The sequence below is a fragment of the Micromonospora sp. Llam0 genome, from assembly GCF_003751085.1.
Classification (GTDB): Bacteria; Actinomycetota; Actinomycetes; order Mycobacteriales; family Micromonosporaceae; genus Micromonospora_E.
This window is the reverse complement of sequence record NZ_RJJY01000001.1, coordinates 6,084,060-6,100,442: the sequence shown is the minus strand read 5'-3', so window position 1 is coordinate 6,100,442 and position 16,383 is coordinate 6,084,060. Positions and strand designations below refer to the sequence as shown.

Sequence of the window (16,383 nt, the reverse complement as noted above, 5' to 3'; positions counted from 1 at the left end):
AGACGACGGGTGCGGCAGCCGGCAGGCCCGGGGCCGCACCCGGCACCATTCCGTGGCGAAGGAGCCTCCGCGTGAGTGAAGCAGTCGACTGGGAGCGTACGGTCTTCATGCTGCTCGCCCCCGATGCCCTCGCCCGCCACCTCGGCGGTCCGATCATGGACCGGGTGGTCGCTCAGGGGTTTCAGCCAGTGGCATGGCGCGTGCTGTGGCACCGGCCGACGAACCTGGACGCGTTCCACGAACGCAACATCACGCAGGTGTGGAAGGCGTACCTCTACCGCCTCGTCGACCAGCTCTTCGACTTCGGCCCGACGGTGGCGCTCCTGGTCCGCGACGTCCGGCCTGATCCGCGACACCCCAGCCACACGCGGCTGCGCCTGGCCAAAGGGGCGAGCGATCCCGCTGAGGCGAGTCCTGGCACGATCCGCGCCGACCTCGGCTCCATCAACGTCATGCTGGCCCTGATGCACAGCTCCGACACCCCGGCCGACTCCCAGCGGGAAAGCGCGGTTTTCACCGACGGCGGCTTCGACGGCGGATCCGGCGGCGATTACGGCGGCGGCGGGTCCGCGGGCTACAGCGGCGGTGATCCGGCCGACCTGCGTACCCTGCTTGATCTGCTCAGCCGGAGCGCTCCCGCCGAGCGCCGGGGATATCCGCAGGTCCTGGCCGGCCTGCGCGCCCGGGTTCTCGCCCTGGCGTGGCCGGAGCTGTCCGATTCCGCCCGCCGCAGCGCGGCCGACCTGCTGGCGGGTGACCCCGGCGATCTCGCCGCCACCGGGGCCGGCGAGAAGGCCGCCGGGCTGCTGGCCGTCGGGCATCCGCTCGCGCCGGTCCTGGCCGCCGAGTTCACCCCCGACCGGCCGGGCCCCGACCCGGCCCGGGTGCAGGACCTCCTCGCTGTCCACGGCGCCCGGCTCGACCCGTGGGAACGCCTCGTACTCGCCACTTCACGCCGGTTCCCGCCCCGCCGGTGACGCCGACGCCGGGATCAGGACGGTCGCTGTCCGGGGATGAGGACGGTCGCCGTCGCGGCGGCCCGCGCCGTAGCCATCAGCTCGGGATCGGTCGAGTGCAGCCAGGCCGTCAGCGGCGTACCGACACATCCCCGGTCCTGTTTGGCCCGCGCCGAGCCCTGCCCGTAGCCGATCCGGCGGACACCCTGCGCCGAGGCGAGTGGGACCGCCCCGTAGAACGCCGTGCCGAAGTACGCGAACCGCGACCGGCGATCGGTGTAGTCGTACCCGAGCGCCAGGCACTGCCACCCGTCCGCGAACGGCGCGAACAGCGCGAACCCGACGACGGCGTCCCCGGCGTCGGCGAGGACCACCTGGGCCCGGCCGTCGGCGACGTCGTGCAGCAGCGATTCCAGCCGGCTGCGCTCGGCCACCTCGTCGCAGCCGCCCCGGTACTTGCTGACCAACTGGCCGCGCAGCCTGGCCAGCACCGGCACGAGCGGGGGGATCGCGTCGGCGTGCAGATGACGCAGCCGTACGCCGTTGGCGGTGAGCCGGGCCAGCTCCCGCCCTGCTTCGGCCGCCCGTTTGCGGGGCAGTGCCGCCAGATAGCCGTCGAACCCGCCGCTGGGTACCGGAAGGTCCCAGGTCAGTGACAGTGGCATCGCGAGGAACCCCGCTGCGGACAGGGCGCCGGTCAATGCCGTCGCGTCCGGTCTGGTGTAGAGGAAGGCCACCGTCGCGATGCCGGCGTCCGCGGCCCAGCCCAGGATGCCGTCGACGGCGACCGCTGGCGCGGCCGGACTGGCCGCGGCCGGTCCGACGGGGAGGCATTCGTAGCCGGGCAGCATCACCAGCAGGTTCGGCGTCCAACGGGACGGATCGGACGCGGCCCGGCCGGACAGCTCGGCCCGCCTCGACAACTCGGCCCGCGCGGTCCGCGACGCGTCGGTCAGCGGCAGCGCGGGAGCCTCACTGACCAGTACATGGTGCAGGTCGAACAGTTCACCAGGGCGGGGCGCGGGCTGCACGGTGGCGTGCACGGCCAGGCACGCCTCCCCGCCCTGTTCGACGACGAAGGTGAGCGTGCGCCCACCGAGCCGGCCAGCCATCGCGCGCAGCCACCCCGGTGTGGTCAGCATCGGCCCGCCAGCGGCCAGCCGCTCCCACTGCGGGGCGATGCCCGGATGCACGCGCAGCCGGTAGCTCACAGCCGCATCACGTAGGCGTCGAGCCGGCGGGCGGTCAGTCCGTGCCGACGCTTGAAGACGTCGTTGCTGCGCCCACCCTCCAGGATCGGACGGCCCAGCCGCAGCGCCAGCCGGACCGACTCGGTGAACAGCGCCGCGTACGGGCTGGCGTTGCCGTCGACGCGGTATTCGACACCGCAGGTCCAGGTGTGGAAGCGGCGCTGGTCGGTCAGGCACACCCCGGCCGCGACCAGCGTGCCCCGTTGGCGGATGCGTAGCACGTGCGCGGCCGGGCCAAGGGCGGTGACGAACCGGGTGAACGTTTCGGCGGGGTAGAAGCCGGCGTTGCCGAAGCGGGCGGCGGTCCGGTCGCACAGGTCGGCGATCTCGACCAGGTCAGCGCCGTCCGGTGTGGTCACATCGCAGACGAAACCGGCGTCGGCCGCCCGGCGTTCGTTGCGGCGCAGGTTGGCCCGGGGCCGAGGAGCCAGCCGGGCAAGGTAGTCCTCGTACGAGGTGAGGCCGGTCAGGTCGGTGGAGTAGCGGTCCACCAGATGCTTCCCGGTCAGCCCGGCGGCGGCGAGTGCGGTCGCCGTCGGGCCGGACGACTCCACATTGACCAGCCCGTACCAGCGGGCTCCCCAGCCGGCGGCGAGCCGGCGCAGGGTGTCGAGCAGTTCGGTGACCACATCGGTCCGGGCGACCGCGCCGAGCAGTTGGGTGTCGTAGCAGTGCCAGACGTGGCTGAGCAGCGCGCTGTCCCGCTCGATGCCGGGATGCAGGCGCCGCAGCCCGCCGATCGGGTCGGCGAGCCGGTGCAGCGCGACCGGTAGCACGGCCACCGGCCGCCCGGCCGGTTCCCGGGCCACCAGGTATCCGAGCCGCTCCAGCGGCGCGAGCGGCGCATCGTGGTAGGCCGACAGGTAACCGTCCTGATAGAACACCGGTGTGTCATCGCTGCCGGCGACCGCATCCCACCCGGCCCGCGCCGCCGCCCGTGGGTCGTCGTAGTGGTCGACGACGATGGTACGGCCCATGATCGCACTGTACCGGACACCGGCGGAGATCTATTGTTGGACAATGGCGTCAGTCTATTACCACACGAAGGTCGGCACGACCGAGGAACTGGCTGCGACGGCGGGGCAGCCTCTGGTCGACGTGCTACGCCGCAACGGTATCCCGGTCAACTCCGTGTTGAGCTGGCGCGATGGGCAGGTGGTGTCGGAGGACACCACGGTTGTCGGCGCCGACGACATCATCGAAGTCCGGCAGGTCCGGCATTACGATCTGAATGTGATGCGCCGCCCGAAACGGCAGGTCTACGGCGTACCCAACCCGGTTTACACCAAGAGCGTCGTCTTCGACGACAAGGGCGCCATCGAGGTCCGGGGCGAGCAGTTCGACGCTGCTGCCTTCATCCAGTACGTCGAGGAGGCGTTCGTCGACAGTGTCCTGTCCCGGGAGGTGATGCGCGACGGCGACCACGTGATCGTCGGGCTGTCCGGCGGGCGGGACAGCGTCGCCTACCTGACCCTGCTGGAGCGGACCAGAGACCGACTGCCGCCACTGAACATGACGGCCGTGACCATCACCGGCCTGCCCGACTGGGAGGAGCCGGCGACGTTCGCCGCCGCCCGCGCCTCCGGCGAACGGCTGGGGATCGAGCAGGTCATCGTGACTGCGGCGGACGTGGAGCGGGCGTTCCGGCTACGCGGCACGTTCGTCGACTCGATGAACGAGATCGTCGGCGACGAGGGCAGCCACCTGACGATGGTCATCGGCCACCAGGTGTTGCGGCGGATGCTGGAGGAGGAGGCACACGCGCGCGGCGCCGGCGTGGTGGCGTTCGGCTTCAACGCCGACGACCTGCTGGCCAGCATGGTCACTTGGATGACCAGCGGATTCCGGATGGGTGGCATCCCGACCCGGCAAATTGGCGGCCTGCGGTACATCTTCCCGCTGTACCGGATCACCAAGAAGGAACTGACGCTGTACCTGGAGCTGGTCGCGCCGGAACTGAACCGACAGGGCACACCGGGACGGTTCACCACCGGCCCGGACGAGCGGTCCCTGTCGTACGCCATGACCGACCATCTGCTCGATCTGTGGCCGGGCATCGACTACTACATGTTCTCCGCGTTCGAGAACATGCAGCGCTACATGTTCCCCTTCATGGAAGCGACCTGCCGCGTCTGCGGCGGGGTCTACCTGCAGCAGGAAGGTGTCGCCAACGCGCCGGACCTCTGCGACGTCTGCGATTTCTTCGCCCGTCGCGAACTCACCACCGTGTCCTGACCGGCATGCCGCCGACCCCGTGGTACGAGCGTTACTTCACGGCTGACTACTGGACGTTCGCCGACGACGAGTACACGGCCGAACGCACCGCCGCCGAGGTCGCCTACCTGGCGGACGTCCTGGCCACCCACGCCCCCGGCCGGCGCGTGGTCGACCTGGGCTGCGGGGTCGGCCGGCACGCCGTCGGTCTGGCCCGCGAGGGCTTCGACGTCATCGGGGTGGACGTGTCCGGGTACGCGCTGCGGCGGGCCGCGAGCGCAGCCGACGCCGCCGGTGTGACACTCGACCTGCGCCGGGTGGACCTGCTCGGCGCGCAGCCGCCCGGGTGGGGGCTGCCCGACGTCGACGCGGCCATCTGCGTGCAGGCGTTCGGCTGGGGAACCGACGCCGATCAGCTCCGGCTGCTGCGCGCGGTACGCCGCCTGCTGCCCGCCGACGGTCCGCTCATCCTCGACCATTCCAATGTGCTCGCCATCGCCCGGCACTACCGGGACGAGGCACACGCGGACATCGGCGGCACCGCGTTCCACTTTCAGCGCCGCTACGACCCGACCACCGGACGCAGCAGCGGCCGGGTCGACGTCCGCCGGCCCGACGGCACCACCGCCGTCCTGCCCGACGACGTCCGCCTCTACCACCCGACCGAGGTGGCCACCTTGCTGACGCGGGCCGGGTTCGCCGTGGCCCGCACCGACGCGGACTTCACTGCAGGTGCCACACTGACCATGGACGCCCGCTACGTCCAGTTCGTCGCCAGACCGGCACCGGTGGTGACCTCGGCACTCGACGGCCACCGTACGCCAACGCCACCAGTCCCGTCACCTGCCGACGACCACGTACCGGGGCCGCTCGACCTGCGCGCCGCCCCCGATGAGGCCGTACCGGTCGAACCCGCGCTGGCCGCGGCGTGGGCGTCGCTGCCCACCGGGCCGGCCGCAGTCCAGCGGGCACGCCGCTACGACCTCGCCGACCCGTACGCGGCGCAGCGGCTCGCGCCCCTCGTCGCCGCGTATCTGGGCTGGCCGCAGGGCCGGCACCTGCCGCCCGAACGGGTCACCGCCGGTGCCGGCGCCACCGGCCTGCTGCACGCGCTGGCCCGACTGGGCGACGGCGGCACCGTCCTGGTCGACCTGGTCGGCCATCCGGAGCTGCCCGGCGCCACCGGTGGCCAGGTCCTGGCCACGTCGCTGCGCGACCCGTCGGACGCGGTGGCCGCCGTGACCCAGCACCGGCCGGTGCTGACCCTGGTCGACCGGCCCGGCCTGCTCGGCCCGATCTGGACCGGGGACCAACTGCGCCGGGTCGCGCAGGCCTGCGCCACGGTCGGCAGTGTGCTGGTCGTCGACGAGACACTCGGTGCCTACCTACCGCCTGACCAGAGCGCCGCCCCGCTCACCGACGAGCTGCCCGGCACAGTCGTCATCCGCAGCATGTCGAAGGGGTTCTGCGCCGGCGGGCTGCGGGTCGGATACGCCGTCGCCGCACCGGACCTGGCCGATGTGGTCCGGCAGGTGGCACCGCCGCTGGCGGTCAGCGCACTCGCCCTGGACCTGGCCGCCGCGCTGCTCACCCAGCGGGATCCGCTTGCATTACTGCGGAAACGGATCGCACAGGTGAAGCCGTACGTCGAGGAGCAGTTGATCGCCGCCGGTCTCACCCCGCTGCCGACCGATCCCCGGCTGCCGTGGCTGGCCCTGCCCGGTGAGGACGGGGTACGCCGGATCCTGGCCGCCCGAGGGGTGCTCGCCAAGCAGGTGCCGTCGCTGGCGCCCGGCGGCCCACCGGGCGCGCTACTGCGGCTGTCGGTCCCGCTGTCCGAGGCCCGCCTGGCCGCGTTCGCCGCCGCCCCGACGGCCGCCGCTGCCGGATCCGCCACCGGCCGACCCGGGCCGGCGGACCGCTGATGAGACTGTCCCAGCTGATCGCGGCGGTGCACGAGGGCATCGACGTCGCCGCTGCCATGGCCGACGTCGCGGAGGTCGCCCGCCACGATCGCTACCAGGCCTCGGCCGGGATCCTCGCCGCAGCCGGCTACGTCGCACAGCGTGCGGCAGACGCCGGCCTGCGCGACGTCACCGTGCACACGTTCCCGGCAGACGGGGCCCGGCGGTGGTGGACCTACCAGGCCCCGATGTCGTGGACCCCGGTCCGGGCCAGCCTCCGGCACAGCGGCGAGACGCTGATCGACTATCCGGCGCAGCCGTACACCCTCGCGGCGTACTCGGCACCGACCCGCGCCGGCGGCGTCGCCGTACCACTGCTGCGCTGGTCGGCGATGTGCGCCGGCGCTGACGCGACCGGCACGCTCGTGCTGCTGGACGACGTCCGCGTACCGTTTCCGGAATGCGCCCGACGGGCGGCGGCCGGCGGCGCCGTCGCGGTCGCCGCAGACCCGCTCAGCGCCCGGACCGACCGCTTCGCCGACCAGGTCGGCCGGCTGGAACTGCTGCCCGGTACGGCGTTGGCCGGCTTCAGCCTCACCGCCGCGCAGCTCACCCGGCTCAGCACGGCCGCCGACCGGGGCGAGGCGGTCACCGTCGAGGTGGCGGTGGCCGAGTCGACGGCCGACATGCCGGTGGTGACCGGGGTGCTGCCCGGCGACGGTGGCGGCGACGAGTTCCTGCTCTCGGCGCACCTGTGCCATCCCCGGCCCAGCGCCAACGACAACGCCTCCGGCGTCGCCGCGCTGCTCGCGACCGCCCGGTTGCTCGGTGCCCGGCCCGCCGGCGGACCGGATCTGCGTTTCCTGTGGGCACCGGAGTTCGTCGGTGTCGCCGCGTACCTGCACGATCTCGTGGGCAGCGGTGCCGTGGCCCGGCCCAGCCTGGCAGTCAACGTGGACATGGCCGGGCAGGACCCGTACCGCTGCGGCAGCTCGCTGATGATCGAACGAGGGCCGGATGACGTACCGTCGTTTCTGCCGGCGCTGGCCGAACGCTGCGCCGACCTGATGCCGGCACGGGCCCGGTCCTACAGCGGCGCGGTGCCGTGCGAACCGGGGGAGACGGCTATTGCACCGTTCTCCGGGGGATCCGACCACGCGCTCGTCTCGGACGCGCCGACCGGGTGCCCGACGGTGTCCTTCGGGCACTGGCCGGACCGCACCAACCACACCTCGGCCGACACGCTCGACATGGTCGACCCGGCTGAGCTGCGTCGCACCATCACGGTCGCGGCCTCGACCGTGGCGGCGGTACGCGGACGCGCGGACCCGGCGTTGGCCGCCGACGTCGCCGACGCGTGTGCCGGCTGGGCCGCCGGGCACATCCTGGCGGCGCTGCCCGGCCGGCGGCGTACGCCGGCACCGTACCCGTACGGTGACGACGGCAGCCCGGTGCTGGACCCGGCCAGCGACGCCGCATCCGGCCGGCGGGTGGCACACTGCGGCGAAATCGTCGGCAGATGTGTCGGCACGCTGACCCACGCCGGTGTGCCGGCCGGGGAGATCGTCCGTACGGCACACTGGCTGGCCGACGTGTCCGCCACCGCTGCGGACCGCGCAGCCGCTGCCCGCGCGACCGCCGCCGGCCGCGAACGCGCGCTGGGCGCCGAGCCGTCGACCGCCGACGAGGGGTCGGGTACGGTGCTGGCCCGCGCCGCGCTCGGCCCGGTCAATCCCCGATCACTGGCCGCTACCGCCGCTGATCGCGCCTGGCTGGCCGAACACCTGGCTGAGGACCGGGGCGGCAGCCACGCCCGCGTACTCACGCTGTTGCGAGCCGTCGACGGCCGGCGTGGCCGCCGCAGCGCGGCCTGGTGGGCGGCGCTGGCCAGCGAACTTCCCATCTCGGTGGCGTTCGCCGACCGGGTCTTCGACATGCTGCACCGGGCCGGCTGGGTCGTCCCGGTCCTGAACCCTGCAGAGGATCTCAATGCGGCGGAGGATCTTGATGCGGCCCGTCATCCTGGGTGACCGCAACATGCGGCTGCTCCTTGCCGGTCAGTCGTTCAACATGTTCGGCAGCACGATGATGGTCATCGTGCTGGCGATCTGGATGAAGGACCTCACCGGATCCACCAGCGCCGCCGGCCTGGTCTTCCTACTGTTCGCCATCGCCGTGCTGCTGTCGCCGTTGACCGGTCTGCTGGTGGACCGCCTGCCACGCCGGTGGCTGATGACGGCCAACGACGGGTCGATGGCGATCCTGATTCTGGCACTGCTGACAGTGGACGACGCGGCCGACCTGTGGCTGGTGTACGTCGTCACGTTCCTGTACGGCTGCTCCGGGCAGATCTACCGGGCCTCCCGTGGCGGCCTGCTGCACTCGATGCTGCCCGACGACAGCCTCGGCAACGCCAACGGCGTACTCAGCAGCCTCAGCCAGGGGATGCGGGTGATCGGGCCGGTCGTCGGCGCCGCGCTCTACACCACCAGCGGCATCGAAGCGGTCATCCTGGTCGACGCCGCGACGTTCGCCCTGTCCGCCGCGTCGCTGGTGCTGCTGCGCCGGCCCCGGGATCTGGTCCGGTCGGCCGACGCCACGGAGCGCGGCTCGCTCGCGGCCGAGGTCGTCGCCGGGGCCCGGCACGTGGCCCGCCATCCGATCATCCGGCGGATCGTTATCGCCAGCGCGGTCGCGTTCGGCGGCGCCGGCATGATCAACGTGGCCCTGTTCTCGCTCGTCAGCGACGGGCTGCAGCGTCCGACCGCCATCATCGGGATCCTCGGCGGCGTCCAGGGCGCCGGCAGCGTCGTCGCCGGTCTCCTGGTCGGGCCCGCGATGCGGCGCTACGGCGAGTACGCCGCCGCCTGCGCCGGCTTCCTGCTCAACGGGGTCGGTCTCGCCGTGGCCAGCACCGCCACCCTGACCGGGGTCGCCGCCGGGGCGGTCCTGGTCGGGTTGGGGTTGCCGCTGATCCTCGTCGCCGAGGTGACCCTGGTGCAGCGGCGCACCTCCGCCGAGCTGCAGGGCCGCGCGATCGTGGCGTCGGAGGCGATCATCAATACGCCGTACGCCGTATGCATCGGTGTTGGCACCGTCGTCGTCGGCACCGTCGGGTACCGGCCGATCTACTTCGTGGTCGCCGCAGTCTTCATCCTGGTGGGGGCCGCGCTGTTGCCGTTCCGGGCCCAGACGCACCCGCAGCGCCCGGCTGACGTCTCGCCCGTCGGCACCGCCTCCTAGCGGCTCGTGTTCCTGGCGGCCGCGTGTCTGTCCTAGTGCCACATTAGGCATCGACTACCCTGGGCGGTCTGCGACGATGGCCTCATGAACGAGGAAGTCATCCCCATTCTTCGCGTCGAGGACGCTGCGGCGGCGGCTGCCTGGTACGAGCGACTGGGCTTCGCCAAGCAGTGGGAACACCGCTTCGAGCCGGGCTTTCCCGCGTTCGTCGAGGTCGCCCGGGGCGGGGTGCGGTTGTTCTTGTCGGAGCACAAGGGAGATGCGCGTCCTGACACGTTGGTCTACCTCCGCGTTAGTGACGTCGAGGCCATCGCCTCCGAGTTCGATGTGCAGGCGGAGGATGTTCCGTGGGCGCGTGAGATTGAGCTGCGCGACCCTGATGGCAACCGGCTTCGGATTGGCACGCCGATGAAATGACAGCCGATGAAGTGACACTCGCCGGCCAGATCAAGGAGCAGGGCAGCATGATCCGCCGCTACATGATCTGGCGAAACCGACACGCCGACGACCAACGGCTACGAGCCGTGGTCGACAGGGCGAACGTTGCCTGATGCGGCACTAGCGGCCCCGCCAGATCGCCAGCGGCACCACCGTTTCGTCGGCCGAGTCGGCGCCGTGCTCCCAGCTCAGGCTGGGGTCCGGCACGGGGAAGCGCTCGTCTGCGGCGATCGCGATCACCGGGCCTACTCGGTCCCGCCAGGCTTCGTCGGTGGCGACGATCCTGGCCGAGGAGCCGAGCGCCGCAGCGAGTCGGCCGCCGACCTCGTCTTCGTCGCCGGGGGCCGGGTACAGCCAGCGGACCCGGCCCGCCCCGCCGGCCGGGAGCAGCCGTCGTGCCGGATCGTCCAGAGCGGACCAGGCCCGCATCAGGTTCTCGTCCGGAGCGCACCGGACCTGGCCGTGGTCCGAGTAGCCGATGACCGTCCAGCCGGCCTGCGCCCACCGGGCGGCCCGGCTGCCCAGCTCGGCCATCGCCGCCACGGCCGGTTCGTCGTAGCCGTGGCGATGCAGGTAGTCGTCAAGGTTGACGTAGGTCCACAGGAGCATCGGCTGCCCCCGCCGCACGCCGCCGGCCTGCCCGTCGATCTGTATGCCGATCTGCTCATCGATCTCTGTCGCGGCGGCGTCGACCAGCGACGCGGGGTCGCGGGCATGCCGGGCGAGCGTCTCCGACGGTGCAGACGGGACGACGGTCGCGCCCCGGAGCAGCGCCTGCGCCCACGGGCCGGGTAGGTGGGCGATCTCCCGGGCCACCGCCCGGCACTGCACGCCGTCAGCCACCGCCCGGTCGAAGATGGTCGGGTGGCCGATCACGAGTCTGGGGTCGCCGCCCGGGTCGGCTGGTCCCTGCGCCAGCACCTGGCCGGTGACGGCGTACACCAGAGTGCCACGGCCGGGGATGCGGTAAACCATGCCGGGCACCCCGTGCTGAGCCGGCCCGACTCCGGTCATGGCGGTCAGCCACGCAGTCGTCGACGTGCTCGGAAACGTGCTGGCCAGCGAGGTCAGCTCGGCGGTTTGCCAGCCTGCCGCCAGCGCCGCGTCGTATGGGAACCCGTCAACGGCAAGCATGATCACCCCACGTCGCGCCCGCGACAACTCGTCGCAGACGACATCGGGTACGTCCGCCAGTGAGGTGCGCGGCGCCGCCCGAGGGTGTCGGTGACGATGCCGCGCCTGCGTCCCTACGATTTGCTTTCCGGCATCGGTGCCCCGTGTGGATAGTGGGACGTTGGTGGAGATCTTCATGCCGGGTCAGGCGCAGACATTCTGATAGTCGCGGCCGGGCAGGAAGCGGGCCCAGTCGGCCCGGCTCAGGCCCTGCCCGTCGAGGCGGTCGCACGCCAGGCGGACACCCTGGTTGCGGAGCGTCGGCAGCGCCGACAGGTCCCATATGTCGACGTGCGTGCCGGTCTGGCTCGCCAGCCGCTCGCCACCCGGCAGAAATGCAAGCGAAACCGGCAGAATCGCCTGACCGTACAGAGGCAGGCTCAGCCTGCGGGGCAGCTGCCGATCGACGATGTTCCACAGTCGTACCGCCGTCGTGTCGCCGATAGCCAGCACCCTGCCGTCGGGAGAGAACTCCGCCGACGCGATCGGACCGACGCCAGGGGTCTGCCACGACGCCAGCTGTTCCGGCGCGGCCGGGTTCGCCACGCTCCACAACTGCACGGTGCCGGAGAACTGACCGATCGCCAGCAGTGTCCCGTCCGCGGACAACGCGGAAGCCCAGCGCTGGGTGCCGTGCTGGCCGGTGCGCACGCCGCCGAGCCGCCGAGGCTCCTCCGGGTCGCTCAGATCCCACAACGCCACGACGCCGCTCGCGGTGCCGATGGCGGCCAACGGCTCCGTCCACGCCAGGTGTACGTCGGTGACCGAGCCGTCGACGTCGAACCGCGTGATCTCGCGGGGCGCGGCGCGGTCAGCGACGTCGTGCACGGCCACGGTGCCGTCGGCACCCCCACTGAGGACGATCTGGCCGTCCCTGCTCCAGGCGAAGTCGACCGGTGTGGTCCCGAGCGGTACGTCCGCGCCGACCTGCTCGGGCGGGCCGACTGGGGAAATGTCCCACAGTCTCAGCGAATCGGCGGTGGCGGTCACCACCGTCCCACCGTCCGGCGACAGCGCCGACCCGCTCGGGTGGTCCGAGGTCCCTGGCGATCCGGCGAAGCGCACCGGCGGTCTGGGTGTGAAAGCGCCGTCGTCGGTCACGTCCCACACCAACAGGCGACCGTCCTCGGCGGTGCTGGTGGCGATGTTCGCCGCGACCTCGATGCGGCCGTTGCGCGTGTCCGTCTCGTGTCCCGCGAGCGGTTCCCCCCACCTGGTGGGACGCGCCCCGCTGTCGTCGAGATGCCACAGTCGTACCGTCCCGTCGTCACCGCCGGTGACCAGCAGGCCGCGACTGGTGTCCACGGCGAGGGCCCCGACCTGGCCGGCGTGTGCGGCGAACGACGGCTCCATGCGGCCCGGATTCAGCCGCTCGGCCAGGGGTGTGCCCGGTGGAAACGGCATGAGCGCGACCATGCCGCTGCGGTCGGCGACGACCAGTGCCCGGTCATCCCGGTCGAACGCCACCCGCACCACCTGCATGGTCATGCCGCCCACGCTGCGGGAGTCGCCGACCCGCCTGGGCCGCTCACGGTTCCGCAGGTCCCACAGCGCGACCCTCGCGTCCGCGGTCCCGGTGGCGAGCACGCTGCCGTCGGCCGACAGCGCCATCGCGGTGATCGGTGCGCTGGTCAGCGCCGCCACGGACAGCGGCGGCCCGACCTTCCTCGGCGAGCGCGGGTCGGAGAGGTCGAACAGCTGCGCGTCGCCGTCGTCGGTGCCGACGACCATGGAGCTGCCGTCCTGGTGGAGAACGGCCCGTGCGGAGACGATAGCCGGGTCGTGCGGCAGCGTGGCGGCAACCCGGTATCCGCTTTCGTGCCGGGTGATCACCACGGTGATGGTGGCGTTGCCGGCGACGAGCACCGAACCGTCCGCCGACCACGCCACGGTCTCTACCGTGGACCCGAAGCCGGGCAGCGACGCCACTTCCACCACCGGCCCATCCGGGGAGACGCTGAGAAAGCGCAGGGACGATCGGTCACCCGCGACGAGCAACCTCCCGCTGGGGTGCCAGGCGATCGCCGTGACGGCCACGTCGAACCCGCCCGTCGGATCGCCGATCGGGCGCGGGTCCTGCCAGTCACGGGCATCCCAAAGCTGCACCCCTTCCTGGGTACCGACCGCCAGCGTCTGATTTTCCGGCGCCAGCGCCATGGCGGTGACGGGTGTGAGCTGGTCGGGCAACCCGCCCGCGTACCGCGACGTGGCCAGGACCTCGGTAAGCAGGGCGCGGGACGCGGTGCCGGGTGACAGGCGATGCGCGGTCACGGCGAGTTGGAGCGCGAGCCGGGGATCGGTGGAAAGGACCGCGTCGGCGGTGGTGAGCAGGCTGCGCGCGTCGGCGACCCGCGCCTGCGCGGAGGCTTCTCGACCCTGGACCACGGCTACCAGCCCACCGGCCAGCGAGACGACGAGCAGCACCGCGAGCGCCACCACCACTCCGCGGCGGAGCTGTGCGCTGCGGCGTTCCTGACTCCGGGCGGCGGCGAGGAACGCGGACGACTGCTGGTCGAGCTCGTCGGCGCCGGCGGCCTCGGCCGCCTGGTCCAGGACGAGGGCCAGCCGGGCGCCCCGGTAGAGCAGGGACGGGTCGCGACCCTCCGCCGTCCAGGCGCGGGCGTCGGCGGTCAGGCGCTGCGCGACGGTAAGCCACTGCCGGTCGGCCTCCACCCACTCGGCCAACGTAGGCCAGGACGACAGTAGGGCCTCGTGGCTGATCCGCACCACGTCCCGCTCCATGATGACCAGCCGGGCGTCCGTCAGGGCGCGCAGAGCGGTGTCGGCAGCGTCGGCCGGTAGTCCGCGTACCAGGTCGGCACGGTCGACGGGCAAGGCGGTGTCAGCCGCCTCCTCGTTGACGCGCACCAGGCGCGGCAGCATGTGCCGGGCGGCGGCGCGGGCCGGTGGGTCCAACGAGGCGAGCGTGCCCTCGGCGGTACGCGCGATCGCACCACCGATCCCTCCGATGTCCCGGTAGTCCCGCACGGTCAGGCGGTTGCCACGCCGCCGCTGCCAGGTCGCCCACAGCGCGTGGGACAGCAGGGGCAGCGCACCCGACTCGGGCCCTCGCCGGCGGTACGCACCCAGCTCGTGCAGGAGCAGGTCGGACAACGCCTCGTCCAGCTTCAGTCCAGCGACTCTCGCCGGTCCTTCGACCGCCTCCCGCAGCTGGGCCTGGTCCATCGGCTCGATCAGGAACTGCCGCTGCTGTAACGCGTCGGCCAGCACCGGATAGCGCATGGCCTGCGCGTAGAAGTCGGCGCGCAGGACGCCCAGGACGACGGCGCGCCCGGAGCCAGCCAGCGCGGCGAGCGCCGCCGCGAACGCTACCCGCTCCTCCTCGTCCTGGCACACGGTGACCAGCTCCTCGAGCTGGTCGACCACCAGCAGCACCGGTGGGTCGTCCTCCGGCAGCCACGTCACGGCGAGGGAGGGATCGCCCAGTGCCTCGCCGTCCTGGGTACCCGGGGCGTCGAGGCCGGCAGCCAGCCGGGTCAGCGGGTGCTGACCGGGTCTCATCAGCCGGCACCGCCATCCCGGCGACTGCCGGATCCGGGGCACCAGCCCGGCCTGCACCAGGGAGCTCTTGCCGCTGCCCGACGCGCCGACCAGCAGCAGCGGGCCGGGATCGTCCACCCGCTCGTGCACGGTCCGAACCAGCCGGGCGGACAGCTCGGCGCGTCCGTAAAAGTACGGCGCATCCTCCTCGCCGAACGGCGCCAGGCTGAGGTACGGACTTCGCCCGGCGGACTGCTCCGTCTCCTCCTCGTGCTCGGGTCCGGTGGAGGCGGGGTTGCGGGCCAGCACGAGCTGCCCAGAGCGTCCACCTTCCTGGCGGCGCGGCAGCGGTGCACCACGGTCCCGCAGGGCAGCGAAGAGGTAGTGGTAGGCGTCGTCGAGGGTCAGCACCGGTCCGCCGCGTGGGTCGCCGCCGTCGAGCAGCCCGATCAGCGCACCGGTGAACACGGTGTACTCGGCGTCCTCGGGCGCCAGCGCCAACTGCTCGGCCGACCCGAGCAGGTAGAAGCCGTGCACGGGTGGGGCGTCGAACGCACCCGACGGTGCCGCCCCGGCCCGCGCCCGGCCCGAGAAGCAGCAGTCCAACACCACCACCAGCGACGACGCCCGGGCCGAGGTCAGAGCCTGGCGTAGGTCGGCGAACGGGTACGCCTGGTGTGCGGCCAGACCCGGCGTCAACTCGTCGGTACTCGACACCGCCAGGTACAGTGCGCCGTCCGGTCCACGCAGGCCGTGCCCGACGTAGTACACGAACAACGCGGTCGTCGCCCTCGCGGCCTCCTCGCTCACCGCCCGTGCGACGTCCAGCGAGGTCGGTGGGTCCACCAACAGACGTACCCGGTCCGAAGCCATCCCGCACACCCGGACCAGGCGGTCGGCCAGCGCCTCCGCCGACCGCCGCGCCGCGGGAACCGGGGGCAGTCGCGAGCCGGTGTGCGTGGCGGTGGCGATGATCAGTGCTCGTACCCCGTCGGACGCCAGTCCCTCGACCACTCCGCTCATCGCGGGGGCTCGATGGCGCTGAGCAACTGCTCCACCTGGGCCCGGACGGCTTCGGGTGACAGAGTACGCACGCTGGTCGCGTCGACGCTGACCTTCGTCCCGTCCGGCCGCTCCACCCGTACGCGCACGACGCCGGCCCGGGTCCGCAGCCAGGCGATCACCGACGCGGCGACAGCTGCGGCAACCCCACCCGACCCCGCCGCCACGCTCAACGCCTCCAGCAGAGGCCCGAGCTTGTCCGCACCTGCGGGAGCCTGGATCTCGTCGACTCGTCCTCGCAGCTCGTCAACCTCCGCGAACCAGTCTCGTAACGACTCCAGGTCGGCGGTCGGGTTACTGCCCTCGACCTCGATCCGCACTTACCTCCCCCTTCCCGATGACCCCCGGCCACCGGAGGGTAACGCGCCCGCGCCACTGAGTACCGGATGCGGGTTCGCCAGGTACTGTCGGGTGTCGAGCCGTCCGTTGTGCTTCGGTCAGCAGCCTGTTCGCGCACCTCGACCGCGAGTACGGCCGGGAAACGACCCGGACGGTCAAGGCAGTCGCCGACGCCGTCCACGGAGTGCCAAGCGAGATGTCCATCTGGAAGATGGTCGACAACACCAAGGTGCTGGTGAGGCGGTTGCGATGAACCAGTCCGTCTACCTGGCCACCGCCGACCGGATGCTGACCAGCGTGATC

Annotated in this window: 12 protein-coding genes; 7 read left to right on the top strand and 5 right to left on the bottom strand. The window is 72.2% G+C overall.

The window, feature by feature from the left end; translation table 11 throughout:
* Positions 1 to 71: 71 nt before the first annotated feature.
* Positions 72 to 977, top strand: a complete 906-nt coding sequence (locus tag EDC02_RS26335; protein ID WP_148083632.1) for a nucleoside-diphosphate kinase — start codon at positions 72 to 74, stop codon at positions 975 to 977.
* Positions 978 to 991: 14 nt separating this feature from the next.
* On the opposite strand, the gene EDC02_RS26330 is transcribed toward EDC02_RS26335, so the two are convergent.
* Together EDC02_RS26330 and EDC02_RS26325 are read right to left on the bottom strand one after the other, a co-directional pair.
* Entirely contained in the window at positions 992 to 2,167 is a 1,176-nt protein-coding gene (locus EDC02_RS26330; RefSeq protein ID WP_123604260.1) for a hypothetical protein, read from the bottom strand.
* The gene (locus EDC02_RS26325; RefSeq protein ID WP_123604259.1) at positions 2,164 to 3,183 is read right to left on the bottom strand and encodes a GNAT family N-acetyltransferase; all 1,020 of its coding nucleotides are present in this window, start codon (positions 3,181 to 3,183) and stop codon (positions 2,164 to 2,166) included. Before EDC02_RS26325 ends, EDC02_RS26330 begins: the two co-directional genes overlap by 4 nt.
* A 43-nt stretch (positions 3,184 to 3,226) precedes the next feature.
* Here EDC02_RS26325 and EDC02_RS26320 point away from each other — a divergent pair, with 43 nt between their 5' ends.
* The 6 genes from EDC02_RS26320 (at position 3,227) to EDC02_RS26295 (ending at position 10,118) form a co-directional block, all read left to right on the top strand.
* The gene (locus tag EDC02_RS26320; RefSeq protein ID WP_148083631.1) at positions 3,227 to 4,441 is read left to right on the top strand and encodes a hypothetical protein; all 1,215 of its coding nucleotides are present in this window, start codon (positions 3,227 to 3,229) and stop codon (positions 4,439 to 4,441) included.
* Between the two features lie 5 nt (positions 4,442 to 4,446).
* Entirely contained in the window at positions 4,447 to 6,345 is a 1,899-nt protein-coding gene (locus EDC02_RS26315; protein WP_123604257.1) for an aminotransferase class I/II-fold pyridoxal phosphate-dependent enzyme, read from the top strand.
* Complete coding sequence (locus EDC02_RS26310) at positions 6,345 to 8,354, top strand: DUF4910 domain-containing protein (RefSeq protein WP_123604256.1); 2,010 nt, start codon at positions 6,345 to 6,347, stop codon at positions 8,352 to 8,354. Before EDC02_RS26315 ends, EDC02_RS26310 begins: the two co-directional genes overlap by 1 nt.
* On the top strand, positions 8,332 to 9,567 hold the full coding sequence (locus EDC02_RS26305) for an MFS transporter (RefSeq protein WP_158632313.1): 1,236 nt from the start codon (positions 8,332 to 8,334) through the stop codon (positions 9,565 to 9,567). Before EDC02_RS26310 ends, EDC02_RS26305 begins: the two co-directional genes overlap by 23 nt.
* Before the next feature lie 84 nt (positions 9,568 to 9,651).
* Positions 9,652 to 9,984, top strand: a complete 333-nt coding sequence (locus EDC02_RS26300; protein ID WP_123604254.1) for a glyoxalase superfamily protein — start codon at positions 9,652 to 9,654, stop codon at positions 9,982 to 9,984.
* Positions 9,981 to 10,118 carry a hypothetical protein gene (locus tag EDC02_RS26295; protein WP_199757924.1) on the top strand — a complete coding sequence of 46 codons (138 nt, stop codon included), beginning with the start codon at positions 9,981 to 9,983 and terminating at the stop codon, positions 10,116 to 10,118. Before EDC02_RS26300 ends, EDC02_RS26295 begins: the two co-directional genes overlap by 4 nt.
* Positions 10,119 to 10,125: 7 nt before the next feature.
* Here EDC02_RS26295 and EDC02_RS26290 read toward each other — a convergent pair whose 3' ends face one another.
* From EDC02_RS26290 to EDC02_RS26280, 3 genes are all read right to left on the bottom strand, one after another.
* Positions 10,126 to 11,139, bottom strand: a complete 1,014-nt coding sequence (locus EDC02_RS26290; protein ID WP_158632312.1) for an alkaline phosphatase family protein — start codon at positions 11,137 to 11,139, stop codon at positions 10,126 to 10,128.
* Positions 11,140 to 11,322: 183 nt separating this feature from the next.
* Positions 11,323 to 15,702 (bottom strand): caspase family protein, encoded by a 4,380-nt coding sequence (locus EDC02_RS26285; RefSeq protein WP_123604252.1) that lies wholly within the window; start codon positions 15,700 to 15,702, stop codon positions 11,323 to 11,325.
* Positions 15,699 to 16,061 (bottom strand): hypothetical protein, encoded by a 363-nt coding sequence (locus EDC02_RS26280; protein WP_123604251.1) that lies wholly within the window; start codon positions 16,059 to 16,061, stop codon positions 15,699 to 15,701. The genes EDC02_RS26285 and EDC02_RS26280 overlap by 4 nt, the downstream gene beginning before the upstream one ends.
* Between the last annotated feature and the right edge of the window lie 322 nt (positions 16,062 to 16,383).